The following is a 19,192-nucleotide window of genomic DNA, read 5'->3' as shown; positions in this document are numbered from 1 at the left end:
ATTGTAGATACTAGAATGCAGGTAGATCTTCCACAAGAGCTTAAAGCAAATGGAGCAAGTATAAAACTTAAAATAGATTACTCATTTGTTTCTCCTTTTTATGGTTCAGACAGAATGGGCGTATTAGAAACTAAAAACGGAAAAATATATACCGTTGCACAATGGTATCCTAGAATGTGTGTGTATGATGATGTAAAAGGGTGGAATACTTTACCTTATTTAGGTGCGGGAGAATTTTATTTAGAATATGGAGATTTAGATGTTGCTATAACAGTACCAGCAAAACATATTGTAGTTTGTTCTGGAGAATTGCTAAACCCTACAGAAGTTTACACAGCCGAACAACAAAAAAGATGGGCTGATGCCAGAAATAGTGAAAAGACAGTAATTATCCGATCTGCTGATGAGGTTACAAATGCAAATTCTCGACCTGTTGGAAAACAAACTTTAACGTGGAAATTTAAAATTAAAAATTCTCGTGATTTGGCATTTTCAACATCGCCAGCTTTTATTATAGATGCAGCAAGAATAAACTTACCAAGTGGTAAAAAATCATTAGCTATATCTGCTTACCCAGTGGAAAGTAATGGAAAGGATGCTTGGGGACGCGCTACAGAGTATACTAAAACATCGATTGAAAATTATTCTAAACGTTGGTTTGAATTTCCTTATCCTGCTGCAACAAACGTTGCAGGTAATGAAGGAGGAATGGAATATCCTGGTATTGTATTTTGTAGTTGGACTGATAAAGGAGAAGCATTATGGGGAGTTACAGATCATGAATTTGGACACAACTGGTTTCCTATGGTTGTAGGATCGAACGAGAGACTATTTGCTTGGATGGATGAAGGTTTTAACACTTTTATTAATGGAATAAGTTCTCAAGATTTTAATAATGGAGAATACAAACAAGCGGCAACAAATATGCACCAATCTGCTGGAGTATTAACCAATCAAGAAATGGAGCCAATATATAGCGCACCAGATGGTTTAAAAGAAGCAAATCTTGGAATTTTAGCTTATTTTAAACCAGGAGAAGGTTTAAATATGTTGCGTAATCAAATTTTAGGGAAAGAAAGATTTGACAAAGCATTTAGAATTTATGTAGAAAGATGGGCCTTTAAACACCCAACTCCAGATGATTTCTTTAGAAGTATAGAAAATGTAGCAGGAGAAGACTTAAATTGGTTTTGGAGAGGGTGGTTTATAAATAATTGGAAACTAGATCAAGCAATTACAAAGGTGAAATATGTAAAAAATGATGCCAAACAAGGTGCAATAATTACTATTGATAACCTAGAAAAAATGCCAATGCCAGTTGTAGTAGAAGTAAAAACTAAAAGTGGAGCAATTTCTAGAATTACATTACCAGTAGAAATTTGGGAACGTAATAAATCATGGCAATTCAAATATAATTCTACCGAAGAATTAGAAAGTATAACTATAGATCCAGATCATGCTTTCCCGGATGTAAATCCAGAAAATAATGTTTGGACGGACGCTAAAAATGGAATTGAAAAAGGAATAAGTTTAGATGCTTATTTAGGTAATTTTTCAAGTGCTCAAATTCCAGTAAAGGTTAATTTCACACAAGAAGATGAGAACCTTACTATGAATGCTACAGGACAACAATCACTATCATTAGAAAATGTTGGAAATGGTAAATTTACTTTTGAACAGGCTGGATTAACAGTTCAATTTAACGAGCAAAAAACAGGTTTCAAATTAAGTTTCGGAGCTCAGAATTTTGAATTCACAAAAGATAAATAAAATTTAATTAGTAGAAATTAAAAGCCCTTTAAAAATTGTAGAAGTACATTTTTAAAGGGCTTTTTTGTATTTAAAAATATAAAAGATTAATTTTAAGTTTTATAAATCTAATATGAAATGTAGTATTAATTATCAAATTTGATTTTAAAAATTCATTTCATCGATTATTCATTTCTTTTTATCGATATTTAAAATTATATTTTTATCTTTATAATAAGTTATTAGCTAAATTATTCATTTTTAATCTTACTTATTTATGTCTAGAATGATTTACGATTATACAAAAGATGTTTTAGAAAAAGTTAGTTTTGATGCTAAACTTTTTATGCGAGAACTAAAAAAAGCCCTTAAAATTTTGTTGCCCTACGAGATTGAACGATTGAAGAAATGGTTGCAATATTTCACCGATGAAAAACCCGAACTAAAACAATTTTTATATATTGTTAACGAGTAAGTAGTAAAATCTAAGTAAGGTAATTCTTATGGACTCCTTATTTGAAAGAAAGGTCTAATAGATATTAGACCTTAAAAAAAACGACCAATAAAATTTTATTTGTATTTACAAACACAGTTTCCTGTAATATAAAAATAGATTTATTTCCTGCTGTAATAGTATTTCTAAATAACGTAGTGTTTCTTCTAATAATTCTTCCTAATTTGTAAATCAGTTAAACTAAAATTCGTGTAGTATCCATTACTAGCTTTTTCAAAAAGGCAATAAAATTAGTGTTTTAAAATATTTTTTATAACTGCTACTTAAGGATTAATTACAATATTTGTAAAAGTTCCATGAACTTCGTTGATAGTTGGACTTCCATTACCGGAATTAATATCAAAAGTTCCAGATAATTTGTTATCTGAATTGCTGGTTATGGTTACATTTCCCGTAAATCCAGTCCAAGTGATAGCAGTTCCAGGTTTAAAATAGGTAAAATGATTTGTAGTATCTATAGTATATGTTCCTATAGCTAATGATGATAAATTCATTTCAATAACAGTACTTCCGCTGTTTACACCAAAAATACTTTTTGAGGATGCATCTGCATAAGGTGTTGTTACAGCCAACATACTTGTTGCTCCGCCTTCAGCATATAAAAACTCAGGTAACCCTGGAGGTGGTGGCGGACTTGCAACATCATCATTGTCGTTACACGATACTAAACTTGTTGTTAATAGAAATATGGTTAATATTGATTTAAAAATTGTTGTTTTCATAATGATTTGTGTTAAAGCTTATTTTTTTTAATTAGTTTTGAAAGAGCCTAACTTTTTAAGTTGCGATTATTTAATTATATTAAATTCTACTCTTCTGTTTTGTTTTTTTCCTTCTTCAGAATCATTATCAGAAATTGGATCTGATTCCCCTTTTCCTGAAGTAGTTATTCTTATTTTTTTGATACCAAAATTTGTAGTGAAATAATTAGAAACACTTTGAGCTCTCTGTTCAGATAATTTTTGATTTTCAGTATCATTCCCGTCAGAATCGGTATGCCCAGTAATACTAATTTTAACGTTTTGATTTTCTGAAAGTACTTTACCTAATTCATCTAAAACCATTTTGCTAGATGGTTTTATAGTAGATTTTTTGGTATCAAATAAAATTTCGTTTGTAGTAAAAGTACCAGTTTCTATGAGTTTATGACGAGTATCTCCTCCAGCTTCAGCCAGTTTTAAATTGGAAATAAAAAACTTATCGGTTGTATTTTTGTAAGTTCCAATAAAAAAGATAATCTGGTTGTAATTTGCTTCTTGAAAAGCTGTTGGCAAATCCCAAAACTTTTTTCCATCAACAAACATTCGAAACCTGTTTTTTTGTCGCCAAACCTGTACATGAACAGTACTATTATTTTTATTGAAATTAGAAACTATAACTTTGTTTTTAAGAATTTCTTTCTTTTCATTAATGATAGAAATACTAGTGCTCCCTGTTGTTGCCATCGATGTACTTGCTGGATGCACATTAAAAATAACGGCTTCTTTTCTCTTGAAAACTGTATTCCAAACATTATCAGTTTTTGTTGTCTTTTCTGTAAAAACGATATTTAGCGGTGTCGAATAAAAATTAAAATTAGGAGTTGTGGCTACATCAAATTCAAAAGTAAAATTTTCGGGTAATTTTGAAATATTTAGGGGCAAAAAACTTCCTTTATCAGAAAGTTGCAACCATTTATTTGAATTGATATTAGCAATTTCGCCACTACTATTTGTGAACCAATTTACAGGAAAATCACCAACAACATCATTACTGAAGTTATCTTCAAAAAGTATTTTTTTTCCACTAACAAATTGCGCCTCCTGTGCATAACCTGAAAATAGGAATGATAAAGTCATTAGAAAAACTATTTTTACTTTTAATTTTTTCATCTTTTTTCTTTTAGATTCTTTTTAGAATTTTAGTATTATCAATTGTTCCGTCACCTAATTGACCATTACCATTATTTCCACAACCCCACAAAGAGTTATCCGTTTTTGTTGCTAACGAATGTTGTAAAGCAGTATAAACTGTATTCCAAGTGGTTTCTGTACCTATTTGATGTGGAGTTAGTGCTTCTATAAGTGTACCATCCGCCAGTTGCCCATAATCATTCTTTCCCCAAGTCCATAATGTGCCATCGGCTTTTATAGCAAGTGTTGTTCTCTTTCCGCTTGAAGCCGTTTTCCAAGTAGATGTCCCAAGTTGAATAGGATCTACTCTTGAAGTTGTTGTGCCATCTCCTAGCTGTCCATTAGCGTTGTTTCCCCAAACCCATAATGTATTGTCGGTTTTTAAGGCTAAAGCTTGATTATCTCCAGCTGAAATTGACTTCCAGTTAGTTGCCGTTCCCATTTGAGTAGGAGTTGTTATAATTCCTCCTTGTAATGTTCCCCATTTCCATAAAGTACCATCAGTTTTTATTGCAATACTAAACGTGTTTCCAGCAGCAATTTCTTTCCAGTTGGTTGCTGTTCCTATTTGTGTTAGAGAAGTTTTGTTTGTTGTCGTTCCGTCTCCTAACTCGTACAAACTATTTATACCACATGCCCAAAGTGTTCCATTAGTTTTTATAACAAGTGTGTGGTATTGTCCTGCTGCAATGGCTCTCCAATTAGTAGCTGTTCCCATTTGAGTTGGAACTGTTTTATTACCAATTATAGCATCACCCAGTTGTCCAAAATCATTACTACCCCATCCCCAAAGTGTTCCATCGGTTTTGATAGCTAAATTAAAAAGACTGCCTGAAGCAATAGTTGCCCAAGTGCTAATTCCTAATGGATTAGGTGATTTTACACCGCTAGTTGTTGCTGTTGTATACCCTAATTGTCCTGATGCATTAGATCCCCATGACCATAATGTACCATCGGTCTTTATGGCAAGTGAATGATAATAACCTGATGTTACCATATTATACATTTGATTACTTCCTGGAATAATAACTACTGGTTCTGGAACAGGAACAGGATCATCGTCATGTGAACAAGAAATTGTAAAAAGAGTGAGGATTAAAATTGCGAATATACTTTTTAGTGTTTTCATAGTGTTTGTTTTTTTAATGCTTTTTATATAAAATATAAAAATGCCTTGATAATTTTTCAATATCTGAAAATTATTAAGGCATTTCCTTTTTTAATCTCTAATGCAACGAACAGAATAACCAAAAGTTTTGGTTGCACCATTAGTAGCTGTTGATGCGAAATCATTAACTAACTTCAGGTATTCTCCTTGTGTTGCATTTCTCTCGTCAAAACTCCAAAAATAAGCGGCATCTCCTAGTAAAGAATAATTACCAGTTGTACTCTTCCAGCCTGCAGGCAAACCTGAAAACCCACTACTATTATCAGCTCCAGTATTCGGTGCAGACCATAATGCAGAAGTCGATTTCATTTTACCTCCAGCTACTGATGAGCCACTTAAACAAGCTACTAATTGGTTCCACTCCGCACTAGTTGCCACATGCCAACCTACGGGAGCAAGTTTGGGGTTATGAGCAGCATACCAATTGTATAACTTACCATAAGTTGTGTTATTTGCAGCCAAATCAGCATAGAATCCATAAGCTCCTGCTGTTGTTGCACTCCAATTATTATTATTTAAATTCGTAGGGATAACTGTACCATCATTATATCTTGTAGTTTTTAAATTTTCTGTCATCCAGAATTTATCACATATTTTTGAAACTGGATACACATTGCCATCAATATCTGTTACCGATATTGGATCTGTTACTGCTGGTCCTACAAGAATAGGAAAGTTGTCTTTAGTACATGAAGTCGTCGTTACTAATGAGAAAATTGTAATTATCATTAGAGATATGTTTGTAATATACTTGTAATTTTTCATAATTATTTTTTTAATATTAAACTATTTATTGTTATTAAAATTGATATTGTACTCCAACGTTTAATCCAATACTACTAAATGAGAAAGGTAATTTAATCTGTTTACTTGGCTCATTTGGATTTGATGGTAAACCTGTATCAGTATAACTATCAACAAATTCTACTTCTTTTTCTCGTGTCGTCATTGTTGGTAATTGATCTATACCATTTTTCTTGTATTCTGTATAAACACCTTTTTTTGGAGCATATTCAAGGCTTACTAAATTCAACTCACCAAACAACGATAGTTTTTCGTTTAGTTTATAAAGAGTTCCTAAACTTGCATGAAAACCAATAGGTGTTCCTCCATTAAATTCTATGGTTCTATTATAATTATCAATGCCAGATTTCTCATTTTGCGTATTGGTAATTTTCCCAGAACCTATAACTAATCCAACTTTTGCATATGGATTTATTTTGTCGTAACCGCCTCTAAAAACAATTGTGGGTTTTATTTCAAGCATTTTTGCAGAAACTTCGCTGTTTACATAATCACCAGATATTTCTGTTTGTTTGGCTTTTATTTTCCCGCCAATTAGGTAATTGCCCCCTAACTCGAGTCCAATGTTTTTATTGAACATATATCCAAAATTTGCTCCAAAATTTAAGCCCTTTCCAAGATTTACTTTAATAAAATCTGTTTGAGTTGTTGTAGCACTAGTTTCAGTCGAATTTACCATTCTTAAAAGCATTGCTTGATAATAACTTATATTTCCTGTACCCATATTGTAGCCTGTATTTACACTAACATAAGTACCTTTTTCGGTTTGTGCATTTGCTTGTTGAATGTAAGTTGAAAATAATACAACTAAAAGTGTGCTGATTTTTTTGAAATTTGTTTTCATGTTTTAATTTTTTTTAAGTTTGTTCCTTTAAAATCCTATAAAGGATTGATTGCAATAAAGAATGTTTTGTTTTATACTATTTTTATTAAATACAATTCTAAGTTATTTTGTTACCCTTGTTTTGTATTTTAATATACAAACCTCATTAAATTTTTTTTATAAAAAAAAACTAATATACCAACGCCCTTTTAAATAGATGAATGACTATTTTTTAATTAAAAAAGTTATATTTGTTATTATTTTAGCATAAAATATGAATCATTTTAATTGCATTATTGTTGATGACGATGAAATAGACAGATTAAGGGTTGTTTCATATACCAAAAAATATCCAAATTTAAAAATTGTAGGAATTTTTGAAAATGCTGAAGATGCGTTATCATTATTAGAAAAAGAAAAAATAGATATTCTATTTTTAGATATTGATATGCCAAATATGAGTGGTTTAGATTTTCGTAAGCAAACTATGCAAGTCCCTATTTGCGTTTATATCACTTCACATCCAGAACATGCTGTTGAGAGTTTCGAATTAGAAGCACTAGATTTTATAATAAAGCCTATAAATTTTGAACGTTTTTCAAAAACAGTAGAACGTATAGAAGCTTTTTTAGAAATAAAAACAAAAGCACAATTATTTGAGCTGAGTCTTGGTGGAGATACCATTTGTATCAAAGAAGGACACCATCAGCACAAAGTAAAACTACATGATATTTTGTATCTCGAAGCCTTAAAAGATTACACACTTATAGTAACCAATAGTAAAAGACATTGCGTTCTGATGAGTATAGGTAATCTATTAAAGGAAAGCAATTTTCAATCTTTTGTAAGAATACACAGAAGTTATGCAATACAAAAACAATATATAGACAAAAAGACAACATCCGAAGTTTTATTAAATAACGGAGTATTACTGCCAATTGGAAGAAGTTATAAAGATAATTTAAGCTTTTTTGTATGAAAAAAATATTTCTAATAATTATATTTTTGTCTTTAGCCGAAAATAGTTTTGGTCAGAAAATAAAAGATGAAAAAGTTAAAGTAGATTCGTTAATTACACTTTCAAAATCAAATTACGGAATTAGTACAACAAAAATGCTGGAATATGCACAAGAAGCTTTATCCTTATCGCAAAAGATAAATTATAAAAAAGGAATAGCCGAAAGTTTTAAATTTCAAGGTACTGGAAATTATTTGTTAGGAAATTTTAAAAATGCAGAAAATTATTATTCAAAAGCATTAATCGTTAACGAAGAAATTGATAATAAAGTCGGCATTATGTCTTGCTTGTCAAACCTTGGATCTGTAAATAATGTTCAAAATAAATATGCAGTAGCTTTACAATATTATCAAAAAGCTATTCGTATTGGAGAAATTATAAAAGAAGATAAAAACACTGCAAATACTTATGTAAATATGGGTATAATTTATAGCGAATTAAAAAACTATGATTTAGCACTATATTATTTTCAGAAAGGATTAGACATTCAAACAAAAATAAACTACGGTCCTGGTATAGCGGCTGGTTTTGCAAATATTGGGAATGTATATTTTAAAACAAAAGACTATAACAAGGCACTTAATTTTTATCAAAAAGCACTAGATAAGGACAAAGATAATAACAATAAATTGGGAATTGCAGTTGCATATGGAAATATTGCTACTATTTATAATGAATTAAAGCAATATGACAGGGCAGTTGAAAACTATAATAAATCTTTAGAAATAAATCAAGAATTAAAAAATAAAAAAGGAATTGCTGTAAACCTCAATGGAATTGGAGCGTGTTATTTAGTTCAAAATAAACTGTCAGAAGCACAAGATTATTCAAAACGAGCTAACAGTTTATCAAAATTAATTAATCTTCAAGATATAGAGAGAGACAGTTATGAGAATTTAAGCAATATTTTTGAGAAAACGAATAAGATGGATAGTGCATATTCATATTATAAAAAATACATAGAAATAAAAGATAATATTGATAATGAAAATAATAGAAAACAAATTTCAAAATTAGAAATTCAATATGAGTTTGACCACAAGGAAGAAAAATATAAAAATGACCAATTATTGTCAAATGAAAAACTTAACCAACAACAATTATTAACTGTTTTAAACCAGTTAAAGTTAAAAGAAAGTAATAGGGAAAAAGACTTGGTTAGACTTCGTTTTCTTAAATCACAGTCTGAATTAAAAACCGAACAAATTGCAAAAAAAGTTCAAAAAAAACAATTAAATCTGATTCAAAAAGATAATTTATTAAAATTAAATCAATTAAAAATAAATAGGCTTGAACTTAAAAACAGAGAAAAACAGAAATGGTTTTATATTATAGGTTTGGGGTTTTTTGCCATTATTGGGGGATTATTATTTAATCAAAGCCGAAATCGCAAAAGAGCAAATCAAAAACTAAAACTTTTAAATATGGAACTTGATCAAGCTAATAAAGTCAAAACACGATTTTTTAGTATTTTGAATCACGATTTGCGTAGTCCAGTTTCCAATTTAATTCATTTTTTACATCTTCAAAAAGACAGTCCGGAATTGCTCGATGAAGAAACCAAAAATCGAATGCAAGATAAAACTATTCTGGGTGCCGAAAATTTGTTGTCTTCTATGGAAGATATTTTGTTGTGGAGCAAAGGACAAATGGAAAATTTTAAACCACATCCAAAAAGTATTACCATAAACCAATTGTTTGAAGATACTCAAAAAGTATTTTCAGGCTATTTGAAAGTTAAATTCGAATATCATAATCCAAATAATATTATAATTTTTACAGATGAAAATTATTTAAAAACGATTGTTAGAAATTTAACTAGCAATGCTATTAACACTTTTGTAACAACTCAAAATCCTTATATCATTTGGAAAGCTTGGCAAGAAAATAATCAATCATTTTTATCCATAACTGATAATGGTCCTGGATCAGAAAAAGAACAATTCAAAGCTTTATATGATGATAAAGAAGTAGTTGGTATTAAATCAGGTCTGGGTTTGCATCTTATTAGAGATTTAGCAAAATCTATTGATTGTGAGATTATTGTAAATAGTGAGATTGGAGTTGGAACGACTTTTATATTGAAATTTCAAATCAAAATTTAATTTAAACTGTTGAATATGAAAGTTATACAAGATTTTTTTTTAAATTTTGTATAACTTACAAATATTCATAAATTCTATTTCTTTTGAATAGGGCTTATAATTTCTACATTTTGAAAGGCAATTGCACCACGGAGGACTCCTGAAATAACACCTCTTAAAGCATCAATAATATGAATTTTAAGTTCATTTTTAGGAAAAATTAAACTTATTTCACGAGCTGGTTTTGGTTCGACAAAATGTTTTAATTTTACTTTGTCATTGTCTTTTAAATCTAATGAGTGTAAATAAGGAAGTAAAGTAATCCCCAAACCTTCATCTGCTAGTTTTAGTAAAGTTTCGAAACTACCGCTCTCTAATTTAAATTTTGAATCACTATTTATAGACGTATTCTTGCAAAGATTAAGAATTCCATCTCTAAAACAATGTCCGTCTTGTAGTAGCAAAATTTCATCAATATCTAAATCACTTATTTCAATTTCTTTTTTAGGAAATAGAGAATGATATTCTGGGACATAGACCATAAATGGTTCGTAGTATAATACTATTTCCTTTATTTTTTCCTCATTTAATGGAGTTGCTGCAATCGCTGCATCGAGCTGACCGTTGTTGAGCTTTTTTATAATTTCGGAAGTATTTAGCTCTTCTATTATTAGTTTTACTTTTGGATATTTTTTGATAAAATTATTCAAAAACATTGGTAAAAGTGTAGGCATTATGGTAGGAATTATTCCAATACGAAATTCACCACCAATAAATCCTTTTTGTATATCAACAATATCTTGCATTCTATCAGCTTCATTGACAATGTTTTTTGCCTGAGCTACAATTTTTTGCCCTACATCTGTAAGTTGTATAGGTTTTTTACTTCTGTCAAAAATTAAAATAGACAATTCTTCTTCTACTTTTTGTATTTGCATGCTTAATGTAGGCTGTGTAACAAAACACTTTTCTGCGGCAAGAGTAAAGTTTTTGTGTTCGGCAACAGCCAAAACATATTGTAATTGAGTAATAGTCATTAGATAGTTATTTATGATGCAAATATAAAAACTATCAATTAAACTTATAGGTATTATTTTTTTATTTTTAATAGTTTTGAAAAAATAAAATTTAATAATGAAAACCAATAATTTAGGATTACCAGAGAAAGAAACAGAAATTATGATTATCGAACTTAATGTTTTGTTATCTAATTTTCAAATATATTATCAGAATTTACGAGGATTGCATTGGAATATTCGTGGAAGACGTTTTTTCGATTTACATTTGAAGTTTGAAGAATTATACAATGATAGTCAGTTAAAAATTGATTTAATTGCGGAACGTATTTTAACTCTTGGAGGAACTCCATTACATACCTTCGAGGACTATTTAACAAATAAAAAACTTAGTGTAGGAAAAAATATCCATCATGATGAAACAGCAATTTCCTTAATAGTCAGCTCTTTATCACAATTACTAAAGATGGAAAGAATTATTCTAGATCAGGCTAGCGATATTGCAGATGAAGGAACTAATTCGATGATGAGTGATTTTATTGTAGAACAAGAAAAAACAATATGGATGATGACTGCTTGGCTTGAAGAATAAAATTATTAATTATTCTTTTTCTAAATTTTCATTAAATGCTGAAGGAAGCATTTGGGGAATAAATTTAATTAAAATAGGTAATAATAAACTTCCGCCAGGAACTAGAAAAATAGTTAGCGATGGGATTGTTTTGCAAATATCTAGTAATTGATTTTTAACTTTTTTCTTCTCTTGTGGACTTAAATCTCTTTTTGTAGATTGAGAAAGAAGTTTCATAAGTTCTTTACTTTGAGATATTTCTAAAATGAGTCTATTTTTATTTCTAGAGATTAATGTGTGAACATTTTGAGTAGTTTGATCATAAAAATGTTTTACAGGATTCGAAAAATTAAAATAGGGTATTTTATCTTTATATGTTGTTAGAAATAAATTCATATCGGAAATGCTTTTTTGTACAAATGAGTCTGAGATAGCTAATTTTTCTGCCAATTGGAAAAGGAAATTCCTTTCAGAATATTCTATTTCAGCATCATTCCACATAGCCATTCCTGCTATATCTATGAGATAATATTTTTCGTAATTATTATTAAAATAAGATAAATCTAAATTCTCTAGAGATACAATTTCTAATTTATTAAACTTGGTATATCTAACAGAGGATTCAAATAATTTTTGAAGTAAATCGTCATATTTAGTTTTTATTTCTTTAGTTTTTAGTGCTAATGAAACAATATTTACAATAATTTCCTCCGTCTTTTTTAAATATTTATCAGGAATATTACCTTCTACTAAATATTTTTGAAATGCTAAAACATCAATAAATATTAATGCATTAGTTAGAATATTAGAAAAATTCTTGCTAATAATATTTTCATTGGTTTGAATACGTGAATTTATTATTTTTTCTAATTTACTTGAATAGGAATCTTGGGGTAATATTTTTTCCAATAAGCTAGATTCTTTAGGATGTAAATCTTTATAAAAGCTAACACATTCATTTATAAACTCTAAATGATTGCGATTGTTTTTTACTAATTGATAAACTCCAAATAATGTGTTTAGCAATGCAATTTTAGAAAGTTCTTCGTTAGTTAATCCTTTTGTTTCAATTTCTTTAGATGTTACAAAATGTGTTGTATAACCAACTAGAAAACCAGTATTTCTCGTGTTTTCGTAAAACTTTTCGTAATCATTAATTACAGTTTGATTTTCATCATTTTGTTCTGTAAAAAATTTTTCAACCCAACTTGGTGCTGATGGATTTATCATAACGTCATTTAAAAGTACAAATCTATGATTTTTTAAATTAACATAATTATTTCTTAATAATCTTTCCTAATGTAAGCTAGCTGACATTTTGCAAATAGCAAGTATTTTACTTTTATAAAATAATTACGAAACCATTATTCGAGTAATTACGTAGATATTAAAAAATCTATTAAATAATAATCTAAAAACTTACGATAATGAAAAATGTATTTATATTTCTATTCTGCTTCTTTTTTCTTTTTTCTTGTGAAAATGAAGGTGAATTAACAAGAAAAAGTTTAGAAAGTACAACAATAAGTAGTGCCGCTATTCTAAAATATTCAGGAGAATTTTCTTCAACATCAGGGATAACTGTCTCTGGATTTGCTAAAATTTATTTAGAAAATAATGAATATAAATTAAAATTAGAAGATTTTACAGTGTCTGACGGACCAGATTTGAAGGTTTATTTATCTAAAGAAAACACACCTATTAACTTTGTGAATTTAGAAAATTTTAAAGGAAACGGAAATACGTTGTATACAATTCCGTCTAGTGTAAATGTTTCTGAATATCAATATGTATTAATTCATTGCCAACAGTATAATCACTTATTTGCAATTGCTCCATTAACAAGTATCTAAAACAAATCAAATTAAAAAAAAATATGAAAACAACAAAATCTAAAATTTTAATATTCTTTTTATTCATCTCAGTAAGTTTCACTAATTCCTTTGCACAAGGTTGTAGCGATGCTGGTTTTTGTTCAGTAGGAAATGGATTTAAAGGGCATGAAGCAAATATGAAAAACAGTGTTGATGTTGGCGTGGTATATGGTATTGCCGAAGAAGGTGTGACAGTATTTTCTCAATATTTAACATACACAAGAGATGTAACTGATAGATTTGCAATAAGTACAAAAATAACATCAGCAATTGCTAATGGTGATTTTGGGACAAGAGGCAATGTAGGGGATCTTTTCTTGACAGGGAATTATAAGTTTAAAACAAAGTTTAGTGATATTGAAGGATCTAAAATATGGTCAGTATTATTTGGAGTCAAAATTCCACTTACAAGTTCTAATGATAAAATAAATAATGTTTCTCTGCCAATGGCTTATCAAGCCAGTTTGGGAACTTTCGATTTTATAGGAGGTATTAATCTTACATACAAAAAATGGGATTTTAATACAGCAGTACAAATCCCTTTGACGGACAACAAAAATTCCTATATAAGTAATTATTTGGTCACTGATAAATTTGCTACAACCAATTTGTTTGAAAGAAAATCGGATGTCTTATTCAGGACAACTTACAGACTAAAAACGACTAATGAAAAATTTACTTTCAAACCAAATTTGTTATTTATTTATCATTTGGGTGAGGATAGTTTTCAGAATATTTTTGGGCAACGTGAAACTATCGTTGGTTCTGATGGGCTTACTATAAACGGAAATCTAATTGTGTCTTATAAATTAAACAAAAAGAGTTATTTAGAAACTTCGATTGCTTCTCCATTTGTTGTTAGAAAAGAACGCCCAGATGGACTAACCAGAGCATTAACATTGGGATTAAGTTATAAAGTTAATTTTTAAGGAAATATTATATGAAAAATAATATTATTGTTTCGCTCTTATTATTCGTTGGATTTGTAAATGCACAAACCATAGTGCTTGAAGAAAAATTTAAGGATAAAAATATTCCCGTAGGTTATAATTTTTTACCTAATAAAAATAGGTTGATAATACAAAAAGGTGATTATGCTGAATCATCTAAGAATAAAATTATTAAAAATATTTATAGTTTTGATAATGATGGGTTTTTTGAAAAAATGATAGAAAATGAGGCACTAACAAACTGTATTTTTTCCCCAACTGAGAATGCTTTTATAGTTTCTGAAACTTCTAAAACGCAAGAAAAAACGGATCAATTTAAGTTAGTTATTAATGGTAAATCATCTCCATTTTTTAAAATGAACGAGAATTTTCAATATTTTAATGATGATTATGAGTTTAGTATTTTAAATCAAGATAACAAAGGAAATATTAATTTTGAAAAAGATCAATTATCACTAAGCGTCACTGATATTGTAACTCGAGAAAACGAAAAATTTGCTATGAAAAAACCAGATTTGGCTAGAATTGTAGGAGATAATTTCGCGAAATACAATGATTTGTCGTTTGGTATTCGTGTAAATGAATATAATTTTGGGTTAATAACAAAGTCTATTGCTAAAGATTACAAATCGGCAACGCTATATCGTACAATTTATAGTTATAGTGGAGTAATCCTAGGTGATTTTGCTTACAAAGTCGATTTTCAATATAAAAATCTAATATATAGTAATAATGGAGGTGGTTATATTTATACAAATCCGCAGTCTGGAGATACTTATGTAAGTGATTTAACGATTAATAATTTTGTGATAGACCAGAAAACAGATGAAGTATATGTGTACGGATTATTTGGAAAAAACGCGAAAAGTTCAAGTAATATTACAAATGAGCCATTGGGCTTTTATGTTTTTAAATTTGATAAATTGGGAAATAAAATTTGGGAATCTGTTCAAACAATAAATGATAAAAGTGATTTTAATGCCAATCAAAATGTAACAAACTTAAAGTTAAATTTAACAATTAGAGACGAAAAATTATTACTTTCAATTACTTCTCCGTCCGAAAAGAAAGGTTATATTCAATATTCATTTATTAACAAAATAACTGGAAATGTCATAAAATTTAATAGAATAGGTTTTAATGTTTCTGCTGAAAACAAAACAATTAGTAACGGAAAATTTATTAATTCTTATTTTAATAACATTGGGTATGAAAACAAAGCGTTAGATTCAGAAAGCTTAATTGCTCAAGGGAATAACTTATTATTTTCAAATTATCTGAATAGTATTCAAAACAATCAAAAATTATTTTTTAAGACCTTTTATGCTAAAAATGGAATTTGGTTATTAGAAACAGATAACATTGGTTATTTTAAAATTTTGTTTTTTAAAGAGTAATTTTTCAGGAAAATAATTATTGCCTCGATTTTATGTTGGCTTCACAAAGTTTAATAATTTCATATATTCTATTTATACGGGTTTCATCTCTTTTTGCTTGATTTAACCAATATAAATAACTTTTGCGGTAAGAAGGACTAAAGTTTTTATAGTTATCAAAGGCTAATTTATTTTTAGAAAAAGCATTTTGCAAATCTTTTGGAATTTCATGATTTTCAACAGAATCTAGAGATGACCACGAACCATTTTTTTTAGCTATTTCAATTTTAGCTAAGCCACTTTCGTGTATTAGATTTTCTTGAATAAGCTTTTCGATGTATTTTTTGTTAAGTTTGCTCCAAACACTTTTTTCTTTTCTAGGAGAAAAAACTTGTTTTCGTCGCTCATCGTCTAGTTTTCTTACGGTAGAATCTATCCAACCGTAACAAATAGCAACTTGAACGGCCTCTTCCCAACGCATGCTTTCATATTGACTATCAACTTTATAAAAAATTAATTCAATTCCAGTTGAAGAATGGTGGTTTTCATGTAGCCATTTTCTCCATTCTTGAGAATTTTTAAAGTAATAAATCTCTCTTTCTTTCAATGCAAATTGGAATATACCTATTTAATAATAGCAGAACAAGCTACTCTTGCACCAGCATTTCCAGCGGGTTGCGAAGTGAAATCGTCAGTTCCTTTGTGTACAATAAGTCCTTTACCTAGAATGTCTTTTGTAGCATCATCACAACCAATACACCATTCATTTGTAGAAAATTTCACAGTGGCATTTCCTTTTTCATCGGCAGTAAAATTACCAATATCTCCTTTATGATGTTCTGCAGAACCCCATTTGCCGTGTTTTTTAAATGTTGGATTCCAGTGTCCTCCAGCCGAACTTCCATCAGCAGCCGAACAATCAGATTTCTCATGTATATGAATGGCATGCTCTCCTGGCGTAAGACCACTCAAATTTGCAACCATTGTTACGGTTCCATTTTTCTCGACAAAATTTGCGGTACCAGATACGGTACTTTCACTTTTTGGAGAAAATGTAGTTTTGACTTCATTTTTATTTCCTGCGGAACTTTTACAAGCTAAAATGACCAAAATACTTGCAATACTAATATAAGCTAAATTTTTCATAAAATTTATTTTAACCAAAGTTATGTAGAATTTGATTAAGGATTACTTTTTTTAACCTTTTATTCGTAATCTATTTTTAATCTTGGACTATAAGTTTCATAGTTTTAGTATAAGATTCCTTTTCTATCTTTAATAGATATATGGATTGTTTTAGATTAATATTTATGTGATTATCAGAAAAATTTTCTTGTTCAAAAATTAATCTCCCTTTAAGATCATAAATGCTTATTTTATTAAAAAAGGAGTTTGAGTTGAACTGAATTAAATTGTTTTTAGATGGATTTTGTACTTTTATATTATCTAAATAAGAAAAATAAGGTATTCCTAAAGTACTACAATTGCTTGATATTGTGTTTACATCTTCTAAAATGGCAAGAGGAGTTAAATCATGTCCTACAAAACCAATAAATGTATTTGGATACTTTTCTGCTTTAAAAAATGAATTACTGGTAGGTATATCAAATTGATTATAATAAGTAGTTAAGTTCGAAACTATTGGTCCAGTTGGATTTTTATATGACCAAAGTAATGTACCTGTTTTAGTCATTTCAGACACTCTACCTGTAATCGCTTCACTAATAATCATATTTCCATTAGGCATTGCTTGGGTACCCGATTGGCGTTCTTGATTTAAAGTAACACCCAAAATATCGCCACCCCATGACCAGTCATAACTAGAAGGATTAAAAATGGAATTTGTCATGGTATAATTACCATTACTTATTTCTGGAGTTAGTAAAACAACAGTGCTGAAAATTTGTGCAGAATTTGGAGCACCATTATTAAAAACAGATATTTTCCCAGTATCTAAATAATCATTTTCTACCCACATTGGATTATGTTGCATAAATAATTTTCGGTCTGCTTCGGTTCCATGACGATATACCTGAGGGTTTCCCCAACGCCATAAAAAATCACCTCCTTTATTTAGATTGCCACCTGTGTGTCCAGCAGCTTGGGCTGTTGTTGTACTGTGATCAATTATAAATATTTCACTTAAATGTCGTGAAGAAATTAAGATTTGATCTAGGATTGGATTATAATCAATACCATTACTGTGCACATAGTCAGTTACATTTCCGTAGTTAAAATTAGGGTCTAATAATTCGGGATGATTCTCAACTACACCATAATTTGATTTTGTAGCATCAAAATCTTGAACTAAGTGATTAAAAAATTTCCATTCCCAAACAACTGCTGCACTATTTGTTCCAATGGGTTGAATTTCTATGATTTTTTCGAGTTTTGTGTTTGCAGTCGTGGAAGTTGGATTTTTGCCAGCAGCCGTCATTTGTGTTGCGGTATAAAAATCGGAAACAATACATAAGATATTTCCATTAGGCAAAGGAGTTATGTCATGATGTTGTTGAATCCCATTAGCTGTTGTTGCATATGTCCAAACTATGTTATTATTCCAATCTCTAATTTCTAAATTGTTTTTTCCTGCTCTTAGGAGATTACCATTGTTTAATAAATAACAAGTTGCGCCAGGAGCTTCATTAAAAGCCCATTGATGTACTTTTTCTCCGCAAGTATTTATAAGAAAAACCTCATTGTTTATTAATGGTGAAAATAATACATAACCGTCAGAAACGTTTGTGTCATGATATAAAAGACCAATTGTTGGAGATTGAGCATTGGCAAAAGAAAAGAAAAAGATAACAGATATAAAAAGTAAAATATTCTTCATAATAATTAAGATGTTATCAAAGATAAATAAAAAAAAATCACAACAGAATTTACTGTTGTGACTTTTTTATTAAACTCAAAAATTATATTTAGAAACAATATTCGTTTTCTGATACTAATTTTGAAGTAATGATTTCTCTTAATCCAACAACATTTGGCATGTTTGCATATTTAGTGAAACGACGTAATCCCATAAGCATCATGCGTTGTTCATCACCTTCAGCAAAAGAGATTATACTTTCTTTACCTTTGATAGTGATAATATCTACGGCTTGGTACAAATATAATTTAGCCATTGCAATTTGTTCTTTCACTTTATCTTCACCTTCTTTTTTGGCTAATTTTTCAGTTCTAAGAATAGTACTTTCTGCCATATAAATTTCGATAAGAATATCGGCAGCAGCCATTAATAATTGTTGGTGTGCATCTAAATCTGGTCCGTATTTTTGAACCGCTCCACCAGCAACCATAAGGAATGCTTTTTTCAATTTGCCAATCATTTCTTTCTCTTCGGCAAA

Annotated in this window: 18 protein-coding genes and 1 pseudogene; 8 read left to right on the top strand and 11 right to left on the bottom strand. The window is 29.3% G+C overall.

The window, feature by feature from the left end; genetic code table 11:
- Both ACKVOV_RS13450 and ACKVOV_RS13445 read left to right on the top strand, forming a co-directional pair.
- Positions 1-1,770, top strand: a 1,770-nt coding sequence (locus ACKVOV_RS13450) for a M1 family metallopeptidase (protein ID WP_409207274.1), incomplete at its 5' end; no start/stop codon positions are given.
- Positions 1,771-2,026: 256 nt separating this feature from the next.
- Entirely contained in the window at positions 2,027-2,224 is a 198-nt protein-coding gene (locus ACKVOV_RS13445) for a hypothetical protein (protein WP_409207273.1), read from the top strand.
- 302 nt (positions 2,225-2,526) lie between these two features.
- Here ACKVOV_RS13445 and ACKVOV_RS13440 read toward each other — a convergent pair whose 3' ends face one another.
- The 5 genes from ACKVOV_RS13440 to ACKVOV_RS13420 form a co-directional block, all read right to left on the bottom strand.
- A complete protein-coding gene (locus tag ACKVOV_RS13440) occupies positions 2,527-2,985 on the bottom strand; it encodes a DUF6252 family protein (RefSeq protein WP_409207272.1) in 459 nt (152 codons plus the stop codon).
- Positions 2,986-3,051: 66 nt separating this feature from the next.
- Positions 3,052-4,134 carry an OmpA family protein gene (locus tag ACKVOV_RS13435; protein WP_409207271.1) on the bottom strand — a complete coding sequence of 361 codons (1,083 nt, stop codon included), beginning with the start codon at positions 4,132-4,134 and terminating at the stop codon, positions 3,052-3,054.
- A gap of 10 nt (positions 4,135-4,144) precedes the next feature.
- Complete coding sequence (locus ACKVOV_RS13430) at positions 4,145-5,284, bottom strand: RCC1 domain-containing protein (RefSeq protein WP_409207270.1); 1,140 nt, start codon at positions 5,282-5,284, stop codon at positions 4,145-4,147.
- A gap of 90 nt (positions 5,285-5,374) precedes the next feature.
- On the bottom strand, positions 5,375-6,052 hold the full coding sequence (locus ACKVOV_RS13425; RefSeq protein ID WP_409207269.1) for a fibrobacter succinogenes major paralogous domain-containing protein: 678 nt from the start codon (positions 6,050-6,052) through the stop codon (positions 5,375-5,377).
- 70 nt (positions 6,053-6,122) lie between these two features.
- Positions 6,123-6,971: an outer membrane beta-barrel protein gene (locus tag ACKVOV_RS13420; RefSeq protein WP_409207268.1), complete on the bottom strand. Its 849-nt coding sequence runs from the start codon at positions 6,969-6,971 to the stop codon at positions 6,123-6,125.
- Positions 6,972-7,224: 253 nt separating this feature from the next.
- On the opposite strand from ACKVOV_RS13420, the gene ACKVOV_RS13415 reads away from it, so the two are divergent.
- Both ACKVOV_RS13415 and ACKVOV_RS13410 read left to right on the top strand, forming a co-directional pair.
- Entirely contained in the window at positions 7,225-7,929 is a 705-nt protein-coding gene (locus ACKVOV_RS13415) for a LytR/AlgR family response regulator transcription factor (protein WP_409207267.1), read from the top strand.
- Positions 7,926-10,073: a tetratricopeptide repeat protein gene (locus ACKVOV_RS13410; RefSeq protein WP_409207266.1), complete on the top strand. Its 2,148-nt coding sequence runs from the start codon at positions 7,926-7,928 to the stop codon at positions 10,071-10,073. The genes ACKVOV_RS13415 and ACKVOV_RS13410 overlap by 4 nt, the downstream gene beginning before the upstream one ends.
- A gap of 74 nt (positions 10,074-10,147) precedes the next feature.
- Here the strand turns inward: ACKVOV_RS13410 and ACKVOV_RS13405 are convergent, their stop codons facing one another.
- Positions 10,148-11,089 (bottom strand): LysR substrate-binding domain-containing protein, encoded by a 942-nt coding sequence (locus ACKVOV_RS13405; RefSeq protein WP_409207265.1) that lies wholly within the window; start codon positions 11,087-11,089, stop codon positions 10,148-10,150.
- A 97-nt stretch (positions 11,090-11,186) separates the two neighbouring features.
- Between ACKVOV_RS13405 and ACKVOV_RS13400 the strand changes: the two genes are divergently transcribed.
- Positions 11,187-11,660, top strand: coding sequence for a Dps family protein (locus tag ACKVOV_RS13400; protein ID WP_409207264.1), 474 nt, complete (start codon positions 11,187-11,189; stop codon positions 11,658-11,660).
- Positions 11,661-11,669: 9 nt separating this feature from the next.
- On the opposite strand, the gene ACKVOV_RS13395 is transcribed toward ACKVOV_RS13400, so the two are convergent.
- Positions 11,670-12,869 (bottom strand): LETM1-related biofilm-associated protein, encoded by a 1,200-nt coding sequence (locus ACKVOV_RS13395; protein ID WP_409207263.1) that lies wholly within the window; start codon positions 12,867-12,869, stop codon positions 11,670-11,672.
- A 197-nt stretch (positions 12,870-13,066) separates the two neighbouring features.
- On the opposite strand from ACKVOV_RS13395, the gene ACKVOV_RS13390 reads away from it, so the two are divergent.
- The 3 genes from ACKVOV_RS13390 to ACKVOV_RS13380 are packed head-to-tail and all read left to right on the top strand — an operon-like array spanning position 13,067 to position 15,860.
- The gene (locus ACKVOV_RS13390) at positions 13,067-13,492 is read left to right on the top strand and encodes a DM13 domain-containing protein (RefSeq protein ID WP_409207262.1); all 426 of its coding nucleotides are present in this window, start codon (positions 13,067-13,069) and stop codon (positions 13,490-13,492) included.
- Between the two features lie 23 nt (positions 13,493-13,515).
- Positions 13,516-14,442, top strand: coding sequence for a hypothetical protein (locus ACKVOV_RS13385; RefSeq protein WP_409207261.1), 927 nt, complete (start codon positions 13,516-13,518; stop codon positions 14,440-14,442).
- 11 nt (positions 14,443-14,453) lie between these two features.
- On the top strand, positions 14,454-15,860 hold the full coding sequence (locus ACKVOV_RS13380) for a hypothetical protein (RefSeq protein ID WP_409207260.1): 1,407 nt from the start codon (positions 14,454-14,456) through the stop codon (positions 15,858-15,860).
- Between the two features lie 16 nt (positions 15,861-15,876).
- Here ACKVOV_RS13380 and ACKVOV_RS13375 read toward each other — a convergent pair whose 3' ends face one another.
- The 4 genes and pseudogenes from ACKVOV_RS13375 to ACKVOV_RS13360 form a co-directional block, all read right to left on the bottom strand.
- Positions 15,877-16,446, bottom strand: coding sequence for a YdeI/OmpD-associated family protein (locus tag ACKVOV_RS13375; RefSeq protein ID WP_409207259.1), 570 nt, complete (start codon positions 16,444-16,446; stop codon positions 15,877-15,879).
- 17 nt (positions 16,447-16,463) lie between these two features.
- A complete protein-coding gene (locus ACKVOV_RS13370; RefSeq protein ID WP_409207258.1) occupies positions 16,464-16,985 on the bottom strand; it encodes a superoxide dismutase family protein in 522 nt (173 codons plus the stop codon).
- Positions 16,986-17,061: 76 nt separating this feature from the next.
- Entirely contained in the window at positions 17,062-18,675 is a 1,614-nt protein-coding gene (locus tag ACKVOV_RS13365; RefSeq protein WP_409207257.1) for an aryl-sulfate sulfotransferase, read from the bottom strand.
- Between the two features lie 88 nt (positions 18,676-18,763).
- Positions 18,764-19,192, bottom strand: a pseudogene (locus ACKVOV_RS13360) (acyl-CoA dehydrogenase); the annotation flags it as partial.

Origin of the sequence: Flavobacterium sp., from assembly GCF_046153165.1 — a bacterium.
Lineage (GTDB): Bacteria > Bacteroidota > Bacteroidia > Flavobacteriales > Flavobacteriaceae > Flavobacterium.
The sequence above is the reverse complement of the archived record's forward strand: the minus strand, read 5'-3'. Positions and strand labels throughout refer to the sequence as shown.

Excerpts from the sequence above, each read along its gene's own strand:
- ACKVOV_RS13370 (WP_409207258.1), bottom strand. The coding sequence starts at position 16,985 with ATGAAAAATTTAGCTTATATTAGTATTGCAAGTATTTTGGTCATTTTA.
- ACKVOV_RS13420 (WP_409207268.1), bottom strand. The coding sequence starts at position 6,971 with ATGAAAACAAATTTCAAAAAAATCAGCACACTTTTAGTTGTATTATTT.
- ACKVOV_RS13430 (WP_409207270.1), bottom strand. The coding sequence starts at position 5,284 with ATGAAAACACTAAAAAGTATATTCGCAATTTTAATCCTCACTCTTTTT.
- ACKVOV_RS13440 (WP_409207272.1), bottom strand. The coding sequence starts at position 2,985 with ATGAAAACAACAATTTTTAAATCAATATTAACCATATTTCTATTAACA.
- ACKVOV_RS13400 (WP_409207264.1), top strand. The coding sequence starts at position 11,187 with ATGAAAACCAATAATTTAGGATTACCAGAGAAAGAAACAGAAATTATG.
- ACKVOV_RS13425 (WP_409207269.1), bottom strand. The coding sequence starts at position 6,052 with ATGATAATTACAATTTTCTCATTAGTAACGACGACTTCATGTACTAAA.
- ACKVOV_RS13405 (WP_409207265.1), bottom strand. The coding sequence starts at position 11,089 with ATGACTATTACTCAATTACAATATGTTTTGGCTGTTGCCGAACACAAA.
- ACKVOV_RS13445 (WP_409207273.1), top strand. The coding sequence starts at position 2,027 with ATGTCTAGAATGATTTACGATTATACAAAAGATGTTTTAGAAAAAGTT.
- ACKVOV_RS13415 (WP_409207267.1), top strand. The coding sequence starts at position 7,225 with ATGAATCATTTTAATTGCATTATTGTTGATGACGATGAAATAGACAGA.
- ACKVOV_RS13390 (WP_409207262.1), top strand. The coding sequence starts at position 13,067 with ATGAAAAATGTATTTATATTTCTATTCTGCTTCTTTTTTCTTTTTTCT.
- ACKVOV_RS13380 (WP_409207260.1), top strand. The coding sequence starts at position 14,454 with ATGAAAAATAATATTATTGTTTCGCTCTTATTATTCGTTGGATTTGTA.
- ACKVOV_RS13435 (WP_409207271.1), bottom strand. The coding sequence starts at position 4,134 with ATGAAAAAATTAAAAGTAAAAATAGTTTTTCTAATGACTTTATCATTC.
- ACKVOV_RS13365 (WP_409207257.1), bottom strand. The coding sequence starts at position 18,675 with ATGAAGAATATTTTACTTTTTATATCTGTTATCTTTTTCTTTTCTTTT.
- ACKVOV_RS13385 (WP_409207261.1), top strand. The coding sequence starts at position 13,516 with ATGAAAACAACAAAATCTAAAATTTTAATATTCTTTTTATTCATCTCA.
- ACKVOV_RS13410 (WP_409207266.1), top strand. The coding sequence starts at position 7,926 with ATGAAAAAAATATTTCTAATAATTATATTTTTGTCTTTAGCCGAAAAT.
- ACKVOV_RS13395 (WP_409207263.1), bottom strand. The coding sequence starts at position 12,869 with ATGATAAATCCATCAGCACCAAGTTGGGTTGAAAAATTTTTTACAGAA.